Below are 16,431 nucleotides of genomic sequence, written 5' to 3' on the forward strand. Positions count from 1 at the left end.
ATCATGGGTCAGTGAGGGGCTCACTCTTCACAGGACTCTGATGCGAGGACATGTTTATTACCTTTGCTGTGCTTTTCTCTCCTGGCGTTAACTGTGCCTCCTGAACGCGTAATCGACTTTAAAGCCACCATGGGGAGCCTGTTGCTCGTCGCACTAGTGTCTGTGCTATCGGCGCTCTTTGGGGCTGTGCTCTCCGCGGCCGACGTGAGGGCGCTGGGCTTTCCCTTTTACTCCGAGAATAGTTTGGAGTCGGCCTTGGCGAATAGCCTTGTTTTCCTGGGGCTAGTGCTGCTGGGGACGCTCTTCATGTTACTAATAATAAGAGCCAGGAGGAGGCCGCTACTACCCGTCGTCATGGCCGTAGCCGTGTTCCTGTCGTTCTGGGGGATCCTCGAGCTCTTTATAGCCTACGTCCTCCCGGTGCCGGATGCTCTCATGCCGGTTGCCGAACTCTTAAGCCTCGCCGTAGCTGCTTTCACGGCCATACTCATCGTGAAGCCCGTGAGCATACTCCTCCTCGACGCGTTGCTTATAGTCTACGGCTCGATGGCCGGGGCGCTCTTCTACTCCGTCCTGCCTCCCTGGAGCGTGGCTTCGGTTGCCGCTGTACTAGCAATATACGACCTCTACTCCGTCTTTAGGGGGCCATTGAAGCGTATACTCGAGAGCGCCGTGAGCGAGGGGAGCCAGCCTAGCGTGCCAAACCAGCTGAGGGGGGCAGTAGTGTACGTGGGTGGCCTCGCCCTAGGGATGGGCGACGTGTTGATATACTCCATGCTCTCGCCCCTCTACTACCTCTACCCGAGCCCCTCTATTGCCAGATGGGCTCTGGGAGTTATGATGCTACTGGTGGGTTTCCTGTGTACGCTCAGAATGCTTAGAAGGAGGAGGTTTATGCCCGCCCTACCTCTACCAGTCCTGATGTCGATTACTGTATACTTCGCCTACCTGGTCTTCGTCGGGGGGTGAGCGTAGACAAGAAAAAGAGGAGGTCAGGGCGCCCGTCTCCACTCATCCTGGCTCGTACACCAACGCGCTCCTCATCCCCCTACTCAACTACCTCGAGGAGGTAATTAAGGTTGAAGTCTTTGTAACTCCCGGCATTTTCCTGATATTCGTAACGGTCTGGTCTAGTAGTTCGAGTGCAGGTATGCTGAGCTTAGCGATGATGTCATACTCTCCATATACTATATGCGCCTCCTCTACGAAACCCATGCCTCGGATGGACTTTAAGACCTCATCCTCCTTCCCGACCTGGGTGTTAACAAGTATGTAGACGGTTATTTTCTCGCTCATCTCTGATACCGAGATGAAGTATTCTAGGAGTTATAAAAAACTTACCGCAAGGCGTTAAAAGAAATTCACCTGAACTCTATCTTGCTAAACACTAGAGCTACAACGACGCTTCCGTAGTAGCCCTCAGGCACTTCGAGCTCCTCCGTCAAGTACCGTGGCTGTCCTATATTGAGGTTCTTCTCTTGCCTTATCTCCTCCCACATGGCTTCAAGGTGCGAGTGAGTGTCTGAGTTGGAATTGCCGTCATGGAACTCTATGACGTACCCATGGGGGGTGCCGTGGGCCCATGAAATGCCTGTGCTTATCCTTGCTGGCCCCTTGACTCTCTTCTCGCTTATTACGAGGAAGACCACTGAGCCTGGTTGCAGTTGGTGTTTGGGTTCTTCCTCTATGTCCGGGGGGAGAATCGAGGAGACTGGAACTAGGTTTACGTTGTGGATGCCTGCATCCCTCAGCGCGTTGTTGAAGGCCATTAGAGCCGAGACCCTGCTCAGCCCTTTACCCTTAGTCACGAAGTACTTTCTGGGGACGATCATGTTCTTGGACTATTCAAGCCCGACACTCTAGGATAAAAAGTTTTTCAAAGAGAGAGACCTCTCTTTCTTGAACAATGTAAACAGCCTTATAGAGTTTCTTCAGCTCCCCGACAAGTTTTTCGAAATTCGAAAGAGAAGAGGCCACGAGAACGAGCACCCCTCCTGCCTTCAAGAGCCTTTGCGCCTCCTCTGCGAGTTCGAGCGAGAACTCAACCCCTGAGGGGCCGCCGCACCAGAGTGGTTCTTCACTGTACTCGCACGGGAGGTATGGCGGGTTCGAGACAACGAGCTGAAAGGCTTTCTCGCGGAAGGCAAAAGCCTTGTCCGTAACCACGATGTCGAAGTTGTCTACCATCCTTCTCGAGAGGTTATCCTTGGCTGTTGTGGCCGCTTTCAGGGAGACATCTGTCCCGACGGTATAGTCGGATCTCCCGGCCAGGATAGCGGTGACATACCCCGAGCCGACGCCGACCTCGAGCGAGGTGGAAAAGCGGGGCATGTCCTCTATCCAGCTTGCGAGGAAGAATGTGTCTTCCGAGGGCGGGTAAACCTCCTGCTCTCCTACAGGCCTAGTAGCCTCCTTACCTCCGGGTTCATCCTGTCGGGTGTCCATGGCGGGTCAAACACGAGCTCGACTTCTACGTCTTCCACACCGGGTACTTTATCCTTAACAACGTCTCTAACAATCTCCACTAGGAAGTAGGACATGGGACACCCTATCGCTGTCAGCGTCATCTTTATCTTGACCTTCCCACCGTTGACCTGCACATCGTATATCAAGCCTAGGTCTACCACGTTGAACGGTATCTCCGGGTCGTAGACTTCCTTGAGCGCTTCAAGGACTGCCTCCTTCGTCGCCCCGCTCATGATATCCACCTGTCATATCACTGTTAGAGCTAAATATTTTTTTGTCGCCTGAGAGACTCTTCGCCGAAACATAGATCGTGTCTAAGACTGCCAGGATTCTCTGGATCTTCTTGGGCCCTAAGCCGGAAACCTTCCTCAGCTCTGCTGCTGTGGCCGTGAAAAACCTCCGCGGCGTCTTGAACTCTGTTAGTATCCTCTCGGCAAGTTCGTAGCTAACCCCTGGTAGAGTCGCTATGAGGTTTAGCTGGACTATGGGTATGCTCGCGTTCAGCTTCTGCACTCTCTTCTTGACTGGTGGTACATAGTTACCACTCTTCTTCTCGGCTCTCCTAGAAGTGATGTATATGAGTAGTGCTGTTTCGCGGGGGTTTCCCGTGTTTACCACAGAAACCCCGTTTTCTACTAACGCCAGTACTGCCCCGTATGCCTGGTTTAGCGAGACCTCCCTGTAGCTTGTCTCGGCCGATAGATCCCCCTCTATTACGATTAGAGGCACCTCATATGTTTGTTTTAAGTATCGTGCCTGCTCGAACAGCCTCTTGTCGAGTATGGAGTTCAGGAAGTCGCCTGCTGATTTCCTCTCTATGCCGTATATGCCGGCGACGTCGTAGTCTGCAACGTCTAGCCTCCTAAACTCGAACCTAACTCCTAGTCTAGCAAGCTCCGGTATCACCGGGGACCTGCGTTCACGGTCGTCGATAGTAACAATCACAACTTACCCGCTACGTGCCCTAGATTTATTCTTTGGCCTTTTTACTCTTTTTCCGGCCTCCACGTAGACCTCTGTTTCGAGGGAAAAGCCCTGCCTGCTGGTTCCCGTCCGGCCTGTAGACCTCGGCAATAACCGGCACGAGCTTCTGCGATATAGCGTCGATCTTCGCCGCTACATTCTCGTAGTATTCTAGAAAAGTCTCCTTAATCTCGGCCACAACTTCGCTGGCCTCTCTCTCGCCCGACGCTACTTTCGCAAGCAAAGACTCCATCTTCCCCCTGATCTCCGGAAGAACGAGGCGGGGCTCCACCTCCAGCAGTGATAGTATGAGAGTCTTTCCGAGCGGCGTCGGTATGCAACGCCTCTCGCGGACTACGAAGTACTTCCTTTCAATGTTCGTGTGTATGTGATCCTGCATTGTCGCGTCTGTACCTATGCCGTACCTCTTCATTAGTGCCAGTAGCTCGCTCTCGCTAAGGTAGGGGGGAGGCTGCGTAGACCTCTCTTCCAGCCTTAGACTCCTAACTCTAAGCCTATCACCTTCAACCAGATACGGCAGTGGCTTCTCCTCGGGCCTAGCGTAGTAGTAGACATAGTAGAAACCCGGATACACGACTCTCCTGCCCTCCGCTGAGAGCTCGACGCCCCCCAGCCTTGCAACGACTCTCTGCTTCTCGACCTGCGCTTTCTCGCTCAGAGTCGCCAGGAAGTGTCGCACGACTAGCTCGTACACACGCCAGGCTTTTTCGCCCATAGCTCTCAGCAGACCGGCCCTTGATGCCACTTTAGTCGGGTGGATTGGGGGGTGTGCTTTGTCGTCCTCGCGTCCCCTGGTCGGCGTGAGCCCCTTCTGGAGGATTTTTGTGACGTACCAGCCGATGTCCTCCCACGAAGTGAACATTGACGCTAGTTGGGATAGGTTAAGCGTTGGAGGGTATATCGTTGTCTCGGTTCTCGGGTACGAGATGTAGCCGTACTGGTAGAGCTTCTCCGCTATTGCTAGAGCCTCCTTCGGCCTAATGTTGAGGAACGCCGACGCCCTGCTCTCAAAGTCTATCGTGTTAAGCGGTACTGGAGGGCTAACCTCGACTATACTAGCCTCGGATAACACAACGGTTGCAAACTCCTCACGTTTAGCTAAAGCGAGAGCAGACGCGGCCTTCTCCTTGTCCTCGCCGAGGTTCGCTGACGCGGTGATTACGTGGCCATCAGCCTCTAGCTCCGCGACGATGACATAGTACTTCTTCTTTTTGAACTGCTCGCGCTCAAGTTCCCGCTTTACGACGAGGTAGAGTACTGGGGTCTGACAGGGGCCGTAGCTCAGGAACTTACCTAGAGGTAGCATGGACTTTTGCCTCTGAACGGCCAGCGTCAGTAGCCTCGTGAAGGACGCGCCGACGGTCAAGTCTACAACCATCCTAGCGAAGACTTTCTTAGCCCACAATTCGTTCGGCTCGCGCAGGTTCTGCATAGCATTAAGTATGTCCCACTTAGTCACAGCCGAGAACCAGGCACGTTTAAACTCCAGGTTAGGGTTAGCCTGACTCATAATCCTAATTACCTCGAACGCTATGCCCTCTCCTTCAACGTCAGCGTCAAGGGCCAAGATGGCGTGCGAAGTCTTTAGTGCCAGTGCCTTCAAGGCCTTGACGTACTTATAGGCCCCCTCCCTGACGACCAATATAGGGTCTATGAAGAATAGTTTCTTGGGGTCTACAGCGTTCCACTCATTGTACTCTCTCGGGAAGTCAAAATCCAGTATATGACCTGTAAGCCCTATGGACAGGTAGTCCCCGCCCCTGAAGTGGAAGACGTAGGAGGGCACCCCTTCAACAAACACTCTCCTGTACTTTCCTTCTCCTAAGAACTTGGCAAAGGCTAGTGCCACGGCGGGTTTCTCCGCAACAATGACAGCATCGTAAAGCACGGCTACTTCCTCTTCTTCTTTTTCTCCTCGACTCTAGGGGGCTCGGCGTGTCTACCTCTGACGCCTATTCCTAGCATCCTCTTTAAAGCCTCGTCCAGGAAGCGTACGTAAGAGCCGCCTTTTCCGACAAAAGCACCATATTCCTCCGAGTTCACGTGCACCTCTAGCTCTGCGCCGGCCAGCTCCACCTTCACGATGTGCTTCCTGATCCAGCCCACTGGATGTATAGCCTTCACTATTTCTGAGAGGTCGTTTGTAAGCTCGATGCCCCTAATCTGTACACCGGCCTCTTCCTGCGCCTTGTTTATCCTCTCGCCTTTTTTGCCGATGAGCCTGCTGAGAGTGTCCTCCTTCGCTATGACTAGTACGTCCGGCGCTGTCTTAGCCCCAAACTTCTCTTTCAAGTCCTTAAGCCACACTACACTGACTACCTCCGCATCGGGTGCGTGTGAAAGCAGGATGCTCTTAACCCTCTGCTCGTCCTCCGTTAATGGCCTCCTTCTCAGTTTCGCCTCCAAGGCGAGCTTAAACCCCCGCTTCGAGCCAGGCCTCACGATGTCCTCTACTCCCATGTCTATAACGAGGGCCTTCTCCTCGCCTAGGAGCAGTTCTCTAGCTATGATCGCCGTATTGTTCTCGTTGCCTGCTAGAGCCTGCATGACGGGGTCGCCCGCGATAACGAGTTTTGAATTGGATCCAACGCGGATTATAGCCTCAGGGAGTATTGAGGGGTCTAGGAATTGGACGTCGTCGAGGAACACTAGGGAGTCGTCGAAAGTCCTACCCGTCAGGAAGCTGGGGTCTATGAAGACTAGCTTGCCGCTGGCAGACAACTCTCTTATTGTCCCTTCGTCTACGTACCCCGAAACGATGTCCGTGAGGTAAGAGGATGCAAGCTCGAAGAACAAGCTTCCGAGCTCGACGGAGTTGTAGACCCTGGACTGGAGGAGGCTTACGAGGGGTCTTGCAACTACAAGCCTGTTAAACTTGCCCTCTTTAACGGCTTTTATACCGTAGAGCAGGACAACGAAGCTCTTCCCGGTGCCGCTTGGCCCGAACACACCCACCAGTTCTATCTCCTTATTGTCAAGTGCATTGTAGAGTAGCTTCTGCTTTTGCGTAACAGGTTGAAACTCCTTCACCATGCGTCACCTTTCAAACGAAATCATTAAGGAAATATAAACCCTCTGAACTGGGTATACCAGTGGTATTAGATGGCCCTCTGGAGGCCCGATAAGGTCTACTTCGGCCCGGCAGGCGTGCCCACTACTGTAAAGAAGGGGGGAGTCGTGGAGGGGGTTATTGAAGTTAAAAGGCTTGGCCTCGATGCCATGGAGATAGAGTTCGTTAGAAAAATATTCCTGAACGAGAAAAGTGCACTCGAAGTTAGGAGTACTGCCAGCCAACTAGGGGTAGTCCTCACAGTCCACGCCCCCTACTACATAAACCTCAATAGTAGCGAGGGGGGCAAAGTTAAAGCAAGCATAGATAGGATCCTGGAGTCTGCACGCATAGGCTTCAAGGCTGGGGCCTGGAGCCTGTGCTTCCACGCAGGATACTACGGGGACAGTGGCGCCTCTAGTGTACACGAAGTAATTAAAAGTAGGGTTAAGGAAATTGTTAGGACACTGGAGGACGAGGGCGTCGAGATGTGGATTAGGCCCGAGACTACGGGCAAGCCATCACAGTACGGGACGCTCGAGGAGATACTGGACATAAGCTCGGAGGTCGAGATGGTTCTACCCGTAGTAGACTTCGCCCACATTCACGCCCGCGGCGCTGGAGCCATCAAGCAGTACGAGGATTTCGCCAGAATTCTGAGCCTTATAGAGGATAGGCTCGGGAGGCTCGGTCTAGACAACATGCACATCCACGTGTCAGGCATAGAGTACGGCGATAAAGGCGAGATAAGGCACCTCAACCTGGCAGAGGCAGACCTTAGCTCGGAACTCTTGGTGAAGGCGCTGAAGGAGTTTAACGTCAAGGGAGTCATAATATCTGAGAGCCCGAACCTCGAGGGCGACGCTATATTGCTAAAAGAGCTCTATTACGGGGCAGAGAGGCGCAAGTCCCGCAGGTCTAGAAGCAGGGCATCGCGTAGCGAGTAGCCTTCAAGGCTGCCGCGTAAAATGTACTTTACCTCGCCAGGATTTAGTGCCGGGCCGGGGAAAATACTCTCGTCGTCTATCGCGAGACGGGGGCAAGCTGTATTTACGTACGCGTCAAATCCCTGGAAGTTCTCCACCTGCTCGCGTGATATGTCGTTGAACACTACTATCACTGCCTTGCGCTTCTTCTCCTCGAGGGCTCTCTTAATCTTAGCGGCGACGTCGAGCCTGTTCTGTCCGGGCTTCGTGGAGACAAGTACCATAAAAGCTCTGGCCTCCATAGCTCTAGACAAGCTGAAAAGCCTCCGCGAGAGAATGGCTACAGTCTCGACCTTATAGACCCTCCTCTGGTAAGGATCCACTTCCCACGTGGGCCGCCCAGACCAGATGGCAGCCCCCAGCGCGTGGAATCTCCCGCCTGCGACAACTATGACGGCATCAGACGCCCTAAGGGACGTGTAGTTGCAACCCACGATTAATCCCTCGAAGCCAGAATAGCTACCTGTAATCACCTCGAGCCCTAGTTCGGATAGAGCCCTTTTCCACTCCGGGAGCCATTTGACGTGCTGGACTGTCGTAACTACAGATAGTGAGCGGGCCCCCTCTCGCCTAGCTTCAAGCGCCGCCTCCAAGACAAGGGGTGTTGGGTCGACTGTCGAGAATGCTGGGACGAAGAGCACCCTAGGCTTGCTAGGGGGGCTGAACCACACGGGGCCATGGTGCCCGATGTGGATAATGCCGTCTACGCCTAGCTCTCGCGCCTCCCTGTATCCGACGTCGCACCCGCCCCACGTGTGGCTTGCCAAGAGGAATACTGTTAGGCCCTTGTCCTCTAGCAACCCGGCTACTGCGACTGCAATCCTCTTTAGACCGTCAGGCGCCTCGACCAGGACACTCCTGACGCTGTTTTGCCGGATCCACGCGTAAATCTGCTCTTCATCGATTTCATAGCCCTCGACTATCACGTGTCTCCCCCGTAGCCCGCCAAGTTATAGTGTTCCGGACAAAGGAGGATGCTAGCTCACAGGGCGCCAGCATATGCCCAGTTTGTCGGCGTAGCCATATGCTTCTTGCATCTCGTCGACTGTAGGGCGTCTAGCTATCTCGGGCCACTTCTCGGGGTACCTTGCCACGAGGTGTTCAGGCCTGTACTGCTCCATTATGTTCACGAGCGCTCTTGGGCAGTTCTCAGAGATCCACTTGAGAACAGGCTTAGTGCAACACTCGACGTGGTTGGGGAGGACTAGGTGTCTTATAATGATGTCCCCACCTCTCTCACACACGTACTTGTGGTTTCTCGACGCGACTTCGAAGTAGCGGGGGACTCCCGAGAGCCTCCTCGCGCAGGAGTTATTTCCATACTTGAAGTCCGGCAACCAGATGTCTACGACGTCGTAGAGTAGTTCTAGGAGCTCGGCGCTCATGTACATATTCGTGTTCCACAACAGCGGCACGTCGACGTCCATGTACTTCAGCGACTCGATTATTAGGTGAGCCTGCTGATCCGGGTTTCCGCCGACGTAATTTATGTTCCTAGCACCCTTTAAGTACAGCTCTGTAGAAATCCCCGCTAAGTCCTGTGCCGTAACTTCTACGCCGTTGAGGGGCCTCGTGGAGATGTCCCAGTTCTGGCAGTAGACGCACTTAAAACTACAGCCCGTGAAGAATATTGTTCCAGACGGGACTAGCGGCGCCTCTTCACCCATGTGGAGGAAAGCTGAGGCAACCCTCACCTTCGAGTCGAGCCCACAAGCCCCCCTCCTGCCCTGGGTTCTATCCACCCCGCAACGCCACTCACAGAGGTGACATTCCCTCATCATCTTCTTCACTATAGTAATCTTCAAGTCTAAGAGCGACTCCTCGGGGATCTTCATATTGTTAAGGGACACATCACCGCTGGCAATGCTGCTGTAGAATTCTTCGAACGCCCTCGACGCCTCCCGGTGCACCTCGAACAGTTCTTCGAGAGCATCTTGAGGGTTAAACTCTACCTCAAAGCGCTTGACCGCGCGGTACTTGGGGGGTCTAGACCCCTTGAGTATGGAGTAATAGTGGTGGAGCCTGCGCTTGACTTCCTCGTTACGCCACACAAAGACTGCGTCAGGCCTCAAGAGCTCGAGCCAGTCCATTCCCCGACGACTACATGTACATTGAGGTTAATAACGTTTTGTGATACAAAGGGGCTTTAGCTCGGTCACGTGTAGCTATTGCCATGAGTCTGAGATTCCCGCTAATCCTGATAAACTTCAAGGCATATAGAGAGGCAAGCGGCAAAAGGGGTCTTGAGCTCGCGAAGACTGCAGAGAAGATCAGTAGAGAGACAGGTATCACAATTGCAGTAGCCCCCCAATTGACGGACTTGCACTTCATAGCAAGCAACGTCGAAATACCTGTTTTCTCACAGCATGTAGACGACGCCCAACCCGGGAGCTTTACAGGGCATGTCACACTTGAAGCCGTAAAAGATGCGGGCGCTGTTGGTACGATGGTAAACCACTCCGAGAGGAGGGTTCGCGCCGATCAAATAGACATCATAGTCAAGAGGGCCAGGGAGCTGGGTCTCGTCACCGTTGTATGCACTAACACACCAGAGGTCACAGCAGCGATGGCCGCCCTAGGCCCAGATATTGTCGCCATCGAGCCGCCTGAGCTTATAGGCACTGGAATACCTGTATCGAAGGCAAAACCCGAAGTAGTGACATCGTCCGTAGACCTTGTCAAGAGAATCAACCCCTCGGTGAAAGTCCTCTGCGGCGCGGGGATAACAACTGGAGAGGACGTAGTGGCAGCACTGAAGCTCGGCACTGTAGGAGTTCTCTTAGCCTCAGGCGTAGTGAAGGCTAAAGACTGGGAGAAGGCTATTAGAGATCTCGTTGAACCTATACTACGGATGCCGTGAAGGCTCACCACCTAGCCCTGCTCTTCACCTATCAGAACCCGAGTTTTCGATCACAGCCGTTAAAAACACCCCCATGAAGGTATTTAAGATTGACCAGTAGATGCTTCACGCAACTCTCCTTTACTGACCGCCCTTGGGTGAGCGGTCGCCACCCCTCGTCCACTGGTACAGTGAGACTACTTGCCTAGGAGCCCGGCGCATGCAGTGAAGAAGGGCCGGGGGCGAGGGGCTAGGGTGGACCCCATAGTGCTACTGTCCCGCTATATTGGTCTCTAGGAGGTTCTACGCCTTGGGAGTATGAACTCTATCCGCTCGTAGCCGTAGATTCTCTCGCCTTCGTCGAGGTGGGCTACGAGAATATTTGGTGCTACTATCGTGACTTCTCCAGACATCTGGGCGTTAGTGATTTTCGACCCTGGGGGGAAGTACCAGTATGCCGTGATAGGATATTCGGCGACTTCATTTTCATAGAGATTCTCATAATAGTTTACCCCGTCCTTAGGGACTCCTTTGAAGAAGATGAAGTATGTTATGAACACCTCCTCGGGGGCTCCCTTGAAGCCGATGTCGACTGCCTTTACTTCCGGCTTGACTCTTTTCCCGTTCAGGACAACTTCCTCCAAGTCGAGGTAGCCCTGCATAGCGGCGGCGAGCCTGCCCAGCTCTCTCTCCAGCTCCTCTTCGTCCTCAACTATCCTGGCGTACTCTCTCTCGCCGTCGAAGTATTCAAAGACTACAGTCTGGTAGACCTCGAGGTTGTTTGTGACCACGAAGAAGCCCATGGCACTTACCGGCTCGACTTTAGACATCTAGTTGCAAATTCGATCCTGGCTTCATAAATTCTTTCATAACCTTAGTAATGAAAATATACTGGGCCTTTGCGATACAGCTGTGAGAAATGATAAAAACAGCTGTGGTTCTAGCCGGTGGTAAGGGGGTTCGCCTTAGGCCTCTTACTCTGACAGCTCCTAAACCCCTTCTCCCCGTGGGGAATAAACCTATACTAGACCACATTATCGGCCTGCTCGTCTCGAAGGGGTTCGAGAAAATAGTCGTAGCAGTCAATTATCTTGGCCACAAGATACTCTCACACCTTCTCGAAAAATACCTTGACGCTGGAGTTGAGATAGTCGCACCGAGTATATATCCGGAGGACACAGCGGATGCTGTCAGGAAGTTGGCTGCTTTTGTAGACGAGGACTTCCTCGTGGCAATGGGAGATGTCCTGACGAACATCGACCTTCGCGCATTTGCAGACTTCCACGAAAAGAGCGGCGCATTCGCGAGTATTGGGCTAATAGAGGTTCCCTCAGTGCGCGACTTTGGGGCAGTAATACTGGACGGGAGGTGGAGGGTTCTGCACTTCATGGAGAAGCCTACTCCACATGAATGGTACATTACGACTGTGGCCTACTCGACGGGTAAGCAGAGGTACATGCAGCCCTACTCTAACCTGGCGAACAGCGGCTTCTACGCCTTCAAGGTTGAGCTGCTGGACGTGTTGTCGGAGAACCCGCACCTAATGGACTTCGGGCGACACGTCTTCCCGTGGTTACTCGAGAATGGTTACAACATTATAGGGTGGAGCGCGGGGAACGCGTATTGGATCGACGTGGGCCGGCCAGCCTCTTTCCTGGCCGCGAATATGGATCTACTGGACGGTTTACCCTACCCGTTGACGCCGCGCGGATCTCCTAGGGATGGATTGTGGATAGGGGAAGATACTGTTATTAATGAGAGCGTTGTGATAAATCCTCCTGTAGCTCTAGGAGACAGGATAGAAGTGCTCGAAAACTCTGTTATTGGACCCTACGCCATTATAGGTGACGATGTTAAAGTGGGGAGGTCGTCTAGAATAGCCTATAGCGTTATCATGGATAAGTGTACTCTGGAAGATCAAACATTTGTTACGAATAGCATTTTAGCAAAAAACATATTAGTCAGAATGAGGGCTAGCGTCAGGGAATCGGTTATAGGTGAGAGTAGTGTGATTGAGAGCAGGCTTGAAGTAGGCCCTGGGATGATTATTATGCCCGGATCCGTACTGCTAGAAGAGGTGAAGAATGCTTGAGGAGGCCCCCTCTGCCCTACTACAATAACAGGATCTATGGCACAGCGAATACCCAGCTTACACCAGAGAACTCCGCTGAGCTCGGGGCAGTCCTGGGAACTCTAGTCGGCGAGGGGGCACTCGTAACCGCGGCTAGAGACTACTACCCCCCGTCGAGGATGCTGAAAAGGGCGTTCACCGCTGGCTTAATGTCGACTGGTGTCTCTGTGATAGACTTTCACGCGGCAACACTGCCTGAAGTCTCCTTTGCTGTGAAAAGGTTTGGGGCTAGGGCCGGGGTTCACTTCTCGGTCGCCCCATACGGTGATAACGTCATACAGGTCAGGGTACTAGACTCTGCCGGCGTGGAGATTTCCTCGGAGAGGCTCGAGGACATACTCTCGATGTTCGAGTCACACCACGCAGTAAGAGCCGTGCCTACGAGAGTTGGCTGGGTGACGTACGCGGAGTATATCCACGACATCTACGTCTCATCTGCTAGTAGCTTCGTGGACAGCTCGCCGATTATGGCCAAAGAGCCCCTCGTGCTGGTAGACATGAACTTTGGGCCTGCAAGCGAGGCTCTTCCGAACCTGCTGAGCTCTATAGGTGCCCGGTTCATAGCAGTTAACTCCAGTAGGCCTCCCCCAAACCTCGTGCCACGCCAGCTCCCTAGCATAAAGGCCATGAACATGCTAGGCGAGCTCTGCAAGGCCACTGGTGCGACATTCGCTGTAGCAGTGTCTGGCGATGCTTCACAGGCATACTTTGTAGATGACAAGGGAAGGTATGTTGACCCAGACCGCTTCCTAGCTCTTATGGCCCTAATGCTACCTCAGGGCTCGCGCCTTGCAGTAACTGACTCGGCATACAGGGTCGTCGACACGGTAGCGGAGAAGAATAAACTCTCGCTCGTGCGCGTCAAGGGTATTGCAGGAGACATAGCGAGGGGGGTGAGGCGCTTGAGGGTGAATCTCGGTGCGACAGACTCAGGCGAAGTTATTTTCCCTCAGTTCTCACTAGCTCCCGACGGAATGCTCATGGTGGCTAAGCTCCTAGAAATGCTGATGACCGAGGAGGTCAGGCTCTCTACGGTAATAGAGGCATTACCAGAGCCCCAACTCTATACTCTCGAGATAGACGCCGACGCTTCGGTAGGTTTGAAGGTTCTTGACTCGCTGTTCCTGGAGCACACGGAGGTAGCTGTAGCGCCCGGAGCTGTAAAGTACAGGCTGGGTGACTTGTGGGTAAAGGTCTCTCTCGGCATGGACGGGTCGAAGATATACGTGAGTACAGAGGCGACCAGTAAGGCCTCCATTGAGGTCTTGAAGAAGGAATTCGAAAGGATAAGTGAGCTCGCCGAGAGCCTGAAGTAGCGATGCTGTACCCAAACGAGAAAAGGGCCCGCGAGGTAGGAGCGGCTTTAGGAGAACCCCGGCTCGTCTGGGCTTTCATCTCCGCAGACCCTCAATTTCACAGTGTTAAGACTATCCTTGAGAAGATGGGGTTTCGGGAGGGGCTACTGTACATCGTCGGCGTCTCACTCGTTAGCTACCTCTTGACCACGAGAGGAGAAGAACACTGGGCTCTCGCCGCTGAGTTTTCCTCAAGGCCTTACTCTCAGTCTCTTAGGAAGTTCGTTCGGGAGAGTCCTTCACTTGCTAGACTGAGAGAGCAGAGGTTAAGACGCCTTGAGCTCTACCTCTCCAGAGCCGTTCCGCTCCTCGAGCCAGAGATTGAGAAAGAGAGCATTGACCTTTCTAGGATACTAGCTTCTCTGAGTACGGCCATGGAGGCGACGCCCGATAGCAAGACTTCAGCTTTCGCCGCGAAAATGGCTCTCTACACTGCAGTTGCCGGGGGTAGGAGGTTCTCCGGCGGCGATAAAGTGCCCATACCGGTGGACTACCGTGTATCATTAACGACGCTGACATCGGGGATGCTCGAGGGTTGGACCTGTCAGCAGGATATTAGGAGGCTGGCACAGATAATACGTTCCAGCCTAAGAACCACCATTGTAAGACTATGGGAAGCTGCCTCCAAGGCAGCAGAAAAGCCCCCGGTTCTACTCGACAGTGTTGCTTGGGTTAGCGGCTTGTGCATCGACGAGAACATCGAGAGGCCTGCCATTATCGGCGAGTGTATCGCGAGAAAGGTTGGAGTAGACAGCTACTTGGACAGGCTCAGTGTCCTCTGGGGGTACCTGGATAGGTGTAATTACTCGAGGCCGTAATCCTCGGGCTCCAAGTAAAAGTTGTTGCGCCCCGTCTGCCAGTCCCTTATGACTGTCCTGGCGGCTTCTTCAATAAGGGGAGTGCCTCCCTTTCCGAGCATGCCCCTCCGCCTTGCCAGCTTCTCTAGGAAGAGAAGTGGGTTGTTCTCCCACCCCACTCCATACAGGTCTTCAAGAAGTTTTGGATTCTTTTTGGCGACTAGCTCTAGGAAGCGCGTGGCTATGGGGACGGGGTCGTCGAGCGCCTCCGGGCGCAACGCGCTGATGAGCGCGAGTTCCTCCGGGTTCCTGGGGACGATACCCGGAGTGTCTAGAACCCTCAGCCATCGCGCTACTCTGAGCCTCGTGACGTGCCGCGTGTAGCCGGGAATTGGGGACGCCCCGACGCTGTGCGAGCCCTTCAGGTAGTTGATTATCGTTGACTTGCCCACGTTCGGTATTCCAACGACTGCGACAAGCACGGGCCTCTTGTTCGTTGCCTCCCTCAGGGCCTTCCAGAGTAGTCGCGTGCCCAACCTTTTGGTCGCACTGATAAATACTGTCTTTCTCTCGCGTCGGAGGATCCTAGCCCACTTTTCGAGTATACCCTTCGGGACAAGGTCTGCTTTGTTTACTACGACTATGACTTGCTTTCCGAGAGCATCGGCGAACTTTTCAACTTCCCTGCTCCTAGTGCCCCAGGGGTCTCGTGCGTCGACTACTTCGACTACCACGTCTGCCTGCTTAATCACCCGCCTAACCTGTCGCCACCCGCTCATGTCTGAAAAAAAGGATTTATATCAAATCATTTTTACTTTCTCTAGAGGCCTCACTTGAAGGACTTCCTTGTTCACGAGGGCTGGGGGCATCTCCCCTTTCAAGACGGCAATCAGGTTTCTCGCGGCAAGCTCAGCCATCCTCTGGCGGGCTTCTATCGTTGCACTGGCAATATGCGGAGCTAGAACCACGTTGTCGAGCCTTGTCAGCGGGTGGTCAGGGGGTAGCGGCTCCTGCTCGAAGACATCTAGCGCGGCGCCGGCTATCCAGCCCTCCTTTAGGGCCTTGACGAGGGCGTTTGTGTCTACTACTGGGCCGCGGGCAGTGTTTACCAAGTACGCAGTCTTCTTCATTTTTCGAAGCCTCTCCTCGTTTATCAGGTGGTACGTGTCTTTCGTTAGAGGCGTGTGTATAGAAACGATGTCAGATACGCTGAGCAGAGTGTCCAAGTCCATGTACTCCATGTTTAGTATGCTCTCGACGTCCCACCGCCTCTCGATGTCATAGTACACGAGTTTCACATCGAAGCTGGAAAGCCTCTTGGCTGTTGCGACGCCGATTCTCCCGAGGCCTACGAGCCCTATGGTCTTTCCCTTAAGCTCAGGCCCTGTGAGGAAGTAGGGGTTCCAGGGCTTATCCCACTGGCCCGTGCGGATTATCTTGTCGGCTTCAACTATACGCCTCGTGACAGCCAGGATTAGCCCTACTGTAAACTCTGCCACGGCGTCTGTTAATACGCCTGGAGTGTGGGTGACGTATATGCCGCGTTTCGTCGCCTCTGGAATGTCGATGTGGTCAAAGCCTACGCTGTAGGTGCTTATGACCCTGAGGTTGGGGGCGGCGTCCATCACCTCTGCGTCTATCTTGTCTGTGAGGAGGCAGAGTAGAGCGTCTTTGTCCCGAACCTTCTCTATGAGCTCCTGCCTAGAAGGAGGCCACTCCTTCGAGTTATGAACCTCGACTTCACAGCACTCCTTTAGCATGGAGAGGCCTGGCTCTGGTATAATTCTAGTAACGTAGACTTTGGGTTTTGGCATCAACTTATAA

The 16,431-nt window shown here is 53.6% G+C and carries 18 protein-coding genes; 6 read left to right on the forward strand and 12 right to left on the reverse strand.

Features of this window, described 5'->3' with window-relative positions; translation table 11 throughout:
- Window positions 1-93 precede the first annotated feature (93 nt).
- Complete coding sequence (locus IG193_RS03180; RefSeq protein ID WP_192819450.1) at window positions 94-969, forward strand: A22B family peptidase; 876 nt, start codon at window positions 94-96, stop codon at window positions 967-969.
- A gap of 87 nt (window positions 970-1,056) precedes the next feature.
- Here the strand turns inward: IG193_RS03180 and IG193_RS03185 are convergent, their stop codons facing one another.
- From IG193_RS03185 to IG193_RS03215, 7 genes are all read right to left on the reverse strand, one after another.
- Window positions 1,057-1,296 carry an Lrp/AsnC family transcriptional regulator gene (locus tag IG193_RS03185; RefSeq protein WP_192819451.1) on the reverse strand — a complete coding sequence of 80 codons (240 nt, stop codon included), beginning with the start codon at window positions 1,294-1,296 and terminating at the stop codon, window positions 1,057-1,059.
- A 65-nt stretch (window positions 1,297-1,361) separates the two neighbouring features.
- A complete protein-coding gene (locus IG193_RS03190; RefSeq protein WP_192819452.1) occupies window positions 1,362-1,832 on the reverse strand; it encodes a pyruvoyl-dependent arginine decarboxylase in 471 nt (156 codons plus the stop codon).
- 13 nt (window positions 1,833-1,845) lie between these two features.
- On the reverse strand, window positions 1,846-2,445 hold the full coding sequence (locus IG193_RS03195) for a methyltransferase (RefSeq protein ID WP_192819453.1): 600 nt from the start codon (window positions 2,443-2,445) through the stop codon (window positions 1,846-1,848).
- Complete coding sequence (locus IG193_RS03200) at window positions 2,394-2,699, reverse strand: metal-sulfur cluster assembly factor (protein ID WP_192819454.1); 306 nt, start codon at window positions 2,697-2,699, stop codon at window positions 2,394-2,396. Before IG193_RS03200 ends, IG193_RS03195 begins: the two co-directional genes overlap by 52 nt.
- Window positions 2,668-3,411, reverse strand: a complete 744-nt coding sequence (locus tag IG193_RS03205; RefSeq protein WP_192819455.1) for an ERCC4 domain-containing protein — start codon at window positions 3,409-3,411, stop codon at window positions 2,668-2,670. The genes IG193_RS03200 and IG193_RS03205 overlap by 32 nt, the downstream gene beginning before the upstream one ends.
- A gap of 25 nt (window positions 3,412-3,436) precedes the next feature.
- Window positions 3,437-5,338: a DNA topoisomerase gene (locus IG193_RS03210; RefSeq protein ID WP_192819456.1), complete on the reverse strand. Its 1,902-nt coding sequence runs from the start codon at window positions 5,336-5,338 to the stop codon at window positions 3,437-3,439.
- A 2-nt stretch (window positions 5,339-5,340) separates the two neighbouring features.
- On the reverse strand, window positions 5,341-6,483 hold the full coding sequence (locus IG193_RS03215; protein WP_192819457.1) for a PhoH family protein: 1,143 nt from the start codon (window positions 6,481-6,483) through the stop codon (window positions 5,341-5,343).
- Window positions 6,484-6,552: 69 nt separating this feature from the next.
- Between IG193_RS03215 and IG193_RS03220 the strand changes: the two genes are divergently transcribed.
- On the forward strand, window positions 6,553-7,446 hold the full coding sequence (locus tag IG193_RS03220; RefSeq protein WP_192819458.1) for a TIM barrel protein: 894 nt from the start codon (window positions 6,553-6,555) through the stop codon (window positions 7,444-7,446).
- On the opposite strand, the gene dph2 is transcribed toward IG193_RS03220, so the two are convergent.
- Together dph2 and IG193_RS03230 are read right to left on the reverse strand one after the other, a co-directional pair.
- Window positions 7,386-8,411 (reverse strand): diphthamide biosynthesis enzyme Dph2, encoded by a 1,026-nt coding sequence (gene dph2 / locus IG193_RS03225; protein ID WP_192819459.1) that lies wholly within the window; start codon window positions 8,409-8,411, stop codon window positions 7,386-7,388. The two genes, IG193_RS03220 and dph2, sit on opposite strands and share 61 nt — an antisense overlap.
- Before the next feature lie 51 nt (window positions 8,412-8,462).
- Entirely contained in the window at window positions 8,463-9,575 is a 1,113-nt protein-coding gene (locus tag IG193_RS03230; RefSeq protein ID WP_192819460.1) for a radical SAM protein, read from the reverse strand.
- A gap of 83 nt (window positions 9,576-9,658) precedes the next feature.
- On the opposite strand from IG193_RS03230, the gene tpiA reads away from it, so the two are divergent.
- The gene (gene tpiA, locus IG193_RS03235) at window positions 9,659-10,345 is read left to right on the forward strand and encodes a triose-phosphate isomerase (RefSeq protein WP_192819461.1); all 687 of its coding nucleotides are present in this window, start codon (window positions 9,659-9,661) and stop codon (window positions 10,343-10,345) included.
- A gap of 272 nt (window positions 10,346-10,617) precedes the next feature.
- Here the strand turns inward: tpiA and IG193_RS03240 are convergent, their stop codons facing one another.
- Window positions 10,618-11,154, reverse strand: coding sequence for a hypothetical protein (locus tag IG193_RS03240; RefSeq protein WP_192819462.1), 537 nt, complete (start codon window positions 11,152-11,154; stop codon window positions 10,618-10,620).
- An 89-nt stretch (window positions 11,155-11,243) separates the two neighbouring features.
- Between IG193_RS03240 and IG193_RS03245 the strand changes: the two genes are divergently transcribed.
- From IG193_RS03245 to IG193_RS03255, 3 genes are read left to right on the forward strand one after another with little or no spacing between them, the layout of a single operon-like run.
- Entirely contained in the window at window positions 11,244-12,416 is a 1,173-nt protein-coding gene (locus IG193_RS03245) for a sugar phosphate nucleotidyltransferase (protein WP_192819463.1), read from the forward strand.
- Window positions 12,413-13,771 carry a phosphohexomutase domain-containing protein gene (locus IG193_RS03250; protein WP_192819464.1) on the forward strand — a complete coding sequence of 453 codons (1,359 nt, stop codon included), beginning with the start codon at window positions 12,413-12,415 and terminating at the stop codon, window positions 13,769-13,771. The genes IG193_RS03245 and IG193_RS03250 overlap by 4 nt, the downstream gene beginning before the upstream one ends.
- A gap of 2 nt (window positions 13,772-13,773) precedes the next feature.
- On the forward strand, window positions 13,774-14,628 hold the full coding sequence (locus tag IG193_RS03255; protein ID WP_192819465.1) for an N-glycosylase/DNA lyase: 855 nt from the start codon (window positions 13,774-13,776) through the stop codon (window positions 14,626-14,628).
- Here IG193_RS03255 and IG193_RS03260 read toward each other — a convergent pair.
- Both IG193_RS03260 and gyaR read right to left on the reverse strand, forming a co-directional pair.
- Window positions 14,613-15,359 carry a GTPase gene (locus tag IG193_RS03260; protein WP_263971735.1) on the reverse strand — a complete coding sequence of 249 codons (747 nt, stop codon included), beginning with the start codon at window positions 15,357-15,359 and terminating at the stop codon, window positions 14,613-14,615. The genes IG193_RS03255 and IG193_RS03260 overlap by 16 nt on opposite strands.
- Before the next feature lie 48 nt (window positions 15,360-15,407).
- A complete protein-coding gene (gene gyaR, locus IG193_RS03265) occupies window positions 15,408-16,421 on the reverse strand; it encodes a glyoxylate reductase (RefSeq protein WP_192819467.1) in 1,014 nt (337 codons plus the stop codon).
- Between the last annotated feature and the right edge of the window lie 10 nt (window positions 16,422-16,431).

The sequence above is a fragment of the Infirmifilum lucidum genome (genome assembly GCF_014876775.1).
Classification (GTDB): domain Archaea; phylum Thermoproteota; class Thermoprotei; order Thermofilales; family Thermofilaceae; genus Thermofilum; species Thermofilum lucidum.

Excerpts from the sequence above, each read along its gene's own strand:
- gyaR (WP_192819467.1), bottom strand. The coding sequence starts at position 16,421 with ATGCCAAAACCCAAAGTCTACGTTACTAGAATTATACCAGAGCCAGGC.
- IG193_RS03215 (WP_192819457.1), bottom strand. The coding sequence starts at position 6,483 with ATGGTGAAGGAGTTTCAACCTGTTACGCAAAAGCAGAAGCTACTCTAC.
- IG193_RS03200 (WP_192819454.1), bottom strand. The coding sequence starts at position 2,699 with ATGAGCGGGGCGACGAAGGAGGCAGTCCTTGAAGCGCTCAAGGAAGTC.
- IG193_RS03245 (WP_192819463.1), top strand. The coding sequence starts at position 11,244 with ATGATAAAAACAGCTGTGGTTCTAGCCGGTGGTAAGGGGGTTCGCCTT.
- tpiA (WP_192819461.1), top strand. The coding sequence starts at position 9,659 with ATGAGTCTGAGATTCCCGCTAATCCTGATAAACTTCAAGGCATATAGA.
- IG193_RS03195 (WP_192819453.1), bottom strand. The coding sequence starts at position 2,445 with ATGGACACCCGACAGGATGAACCCGGAGGTAAGGAGGCTACTAGGCCT.
- IG193_RS03190 (WP_192819452.1), bottom strand. The coding sequence starts at position 1,832 with ATGATCGTCCCCAGAAAGTACTTCGTGACTAAGGGTAAAGGGCTGAGC.
- IG193_RS03255 (WP_192819465.1), top strand. The coding sequence starts at position 13,774 with ATGCTGTACCCAAACGAGAAAAGGGCCCGCGAGGTAGGAGCGGCTTTA.
- IG193_RS03240 (WP_192819462.1), bottom strand. The coding sequence starts at position 11,154 with ATGTCTAAAGTCGAGCCGGTAAGTGCCATGGGCTTCTTCGTGGTCACA.
- IG193_RS03230 (WP_192819460.1), bottom strand. The coding sequence starts at position 9,575 with ATGGACTGGCTCGAGCTCTTGAGGCCTGACGCAGTCTTTGTGTGGCGT.
- IG193_RS03220 (WP_192819458.1), top strand. The coding sequence starts at position 6,553 with ATGGCCCTCTGGAGGCCCGATAAGGTCTACTTCGGCCCGGCAGGCGTG.
- IG193_RS03185 (WP_192819451.1), bottom strand. The coding sequence starts at position 1,296 with ATGAGCGAGAAAATAACCGTCTACATACTTGTTAACACCCAGGTCGGG.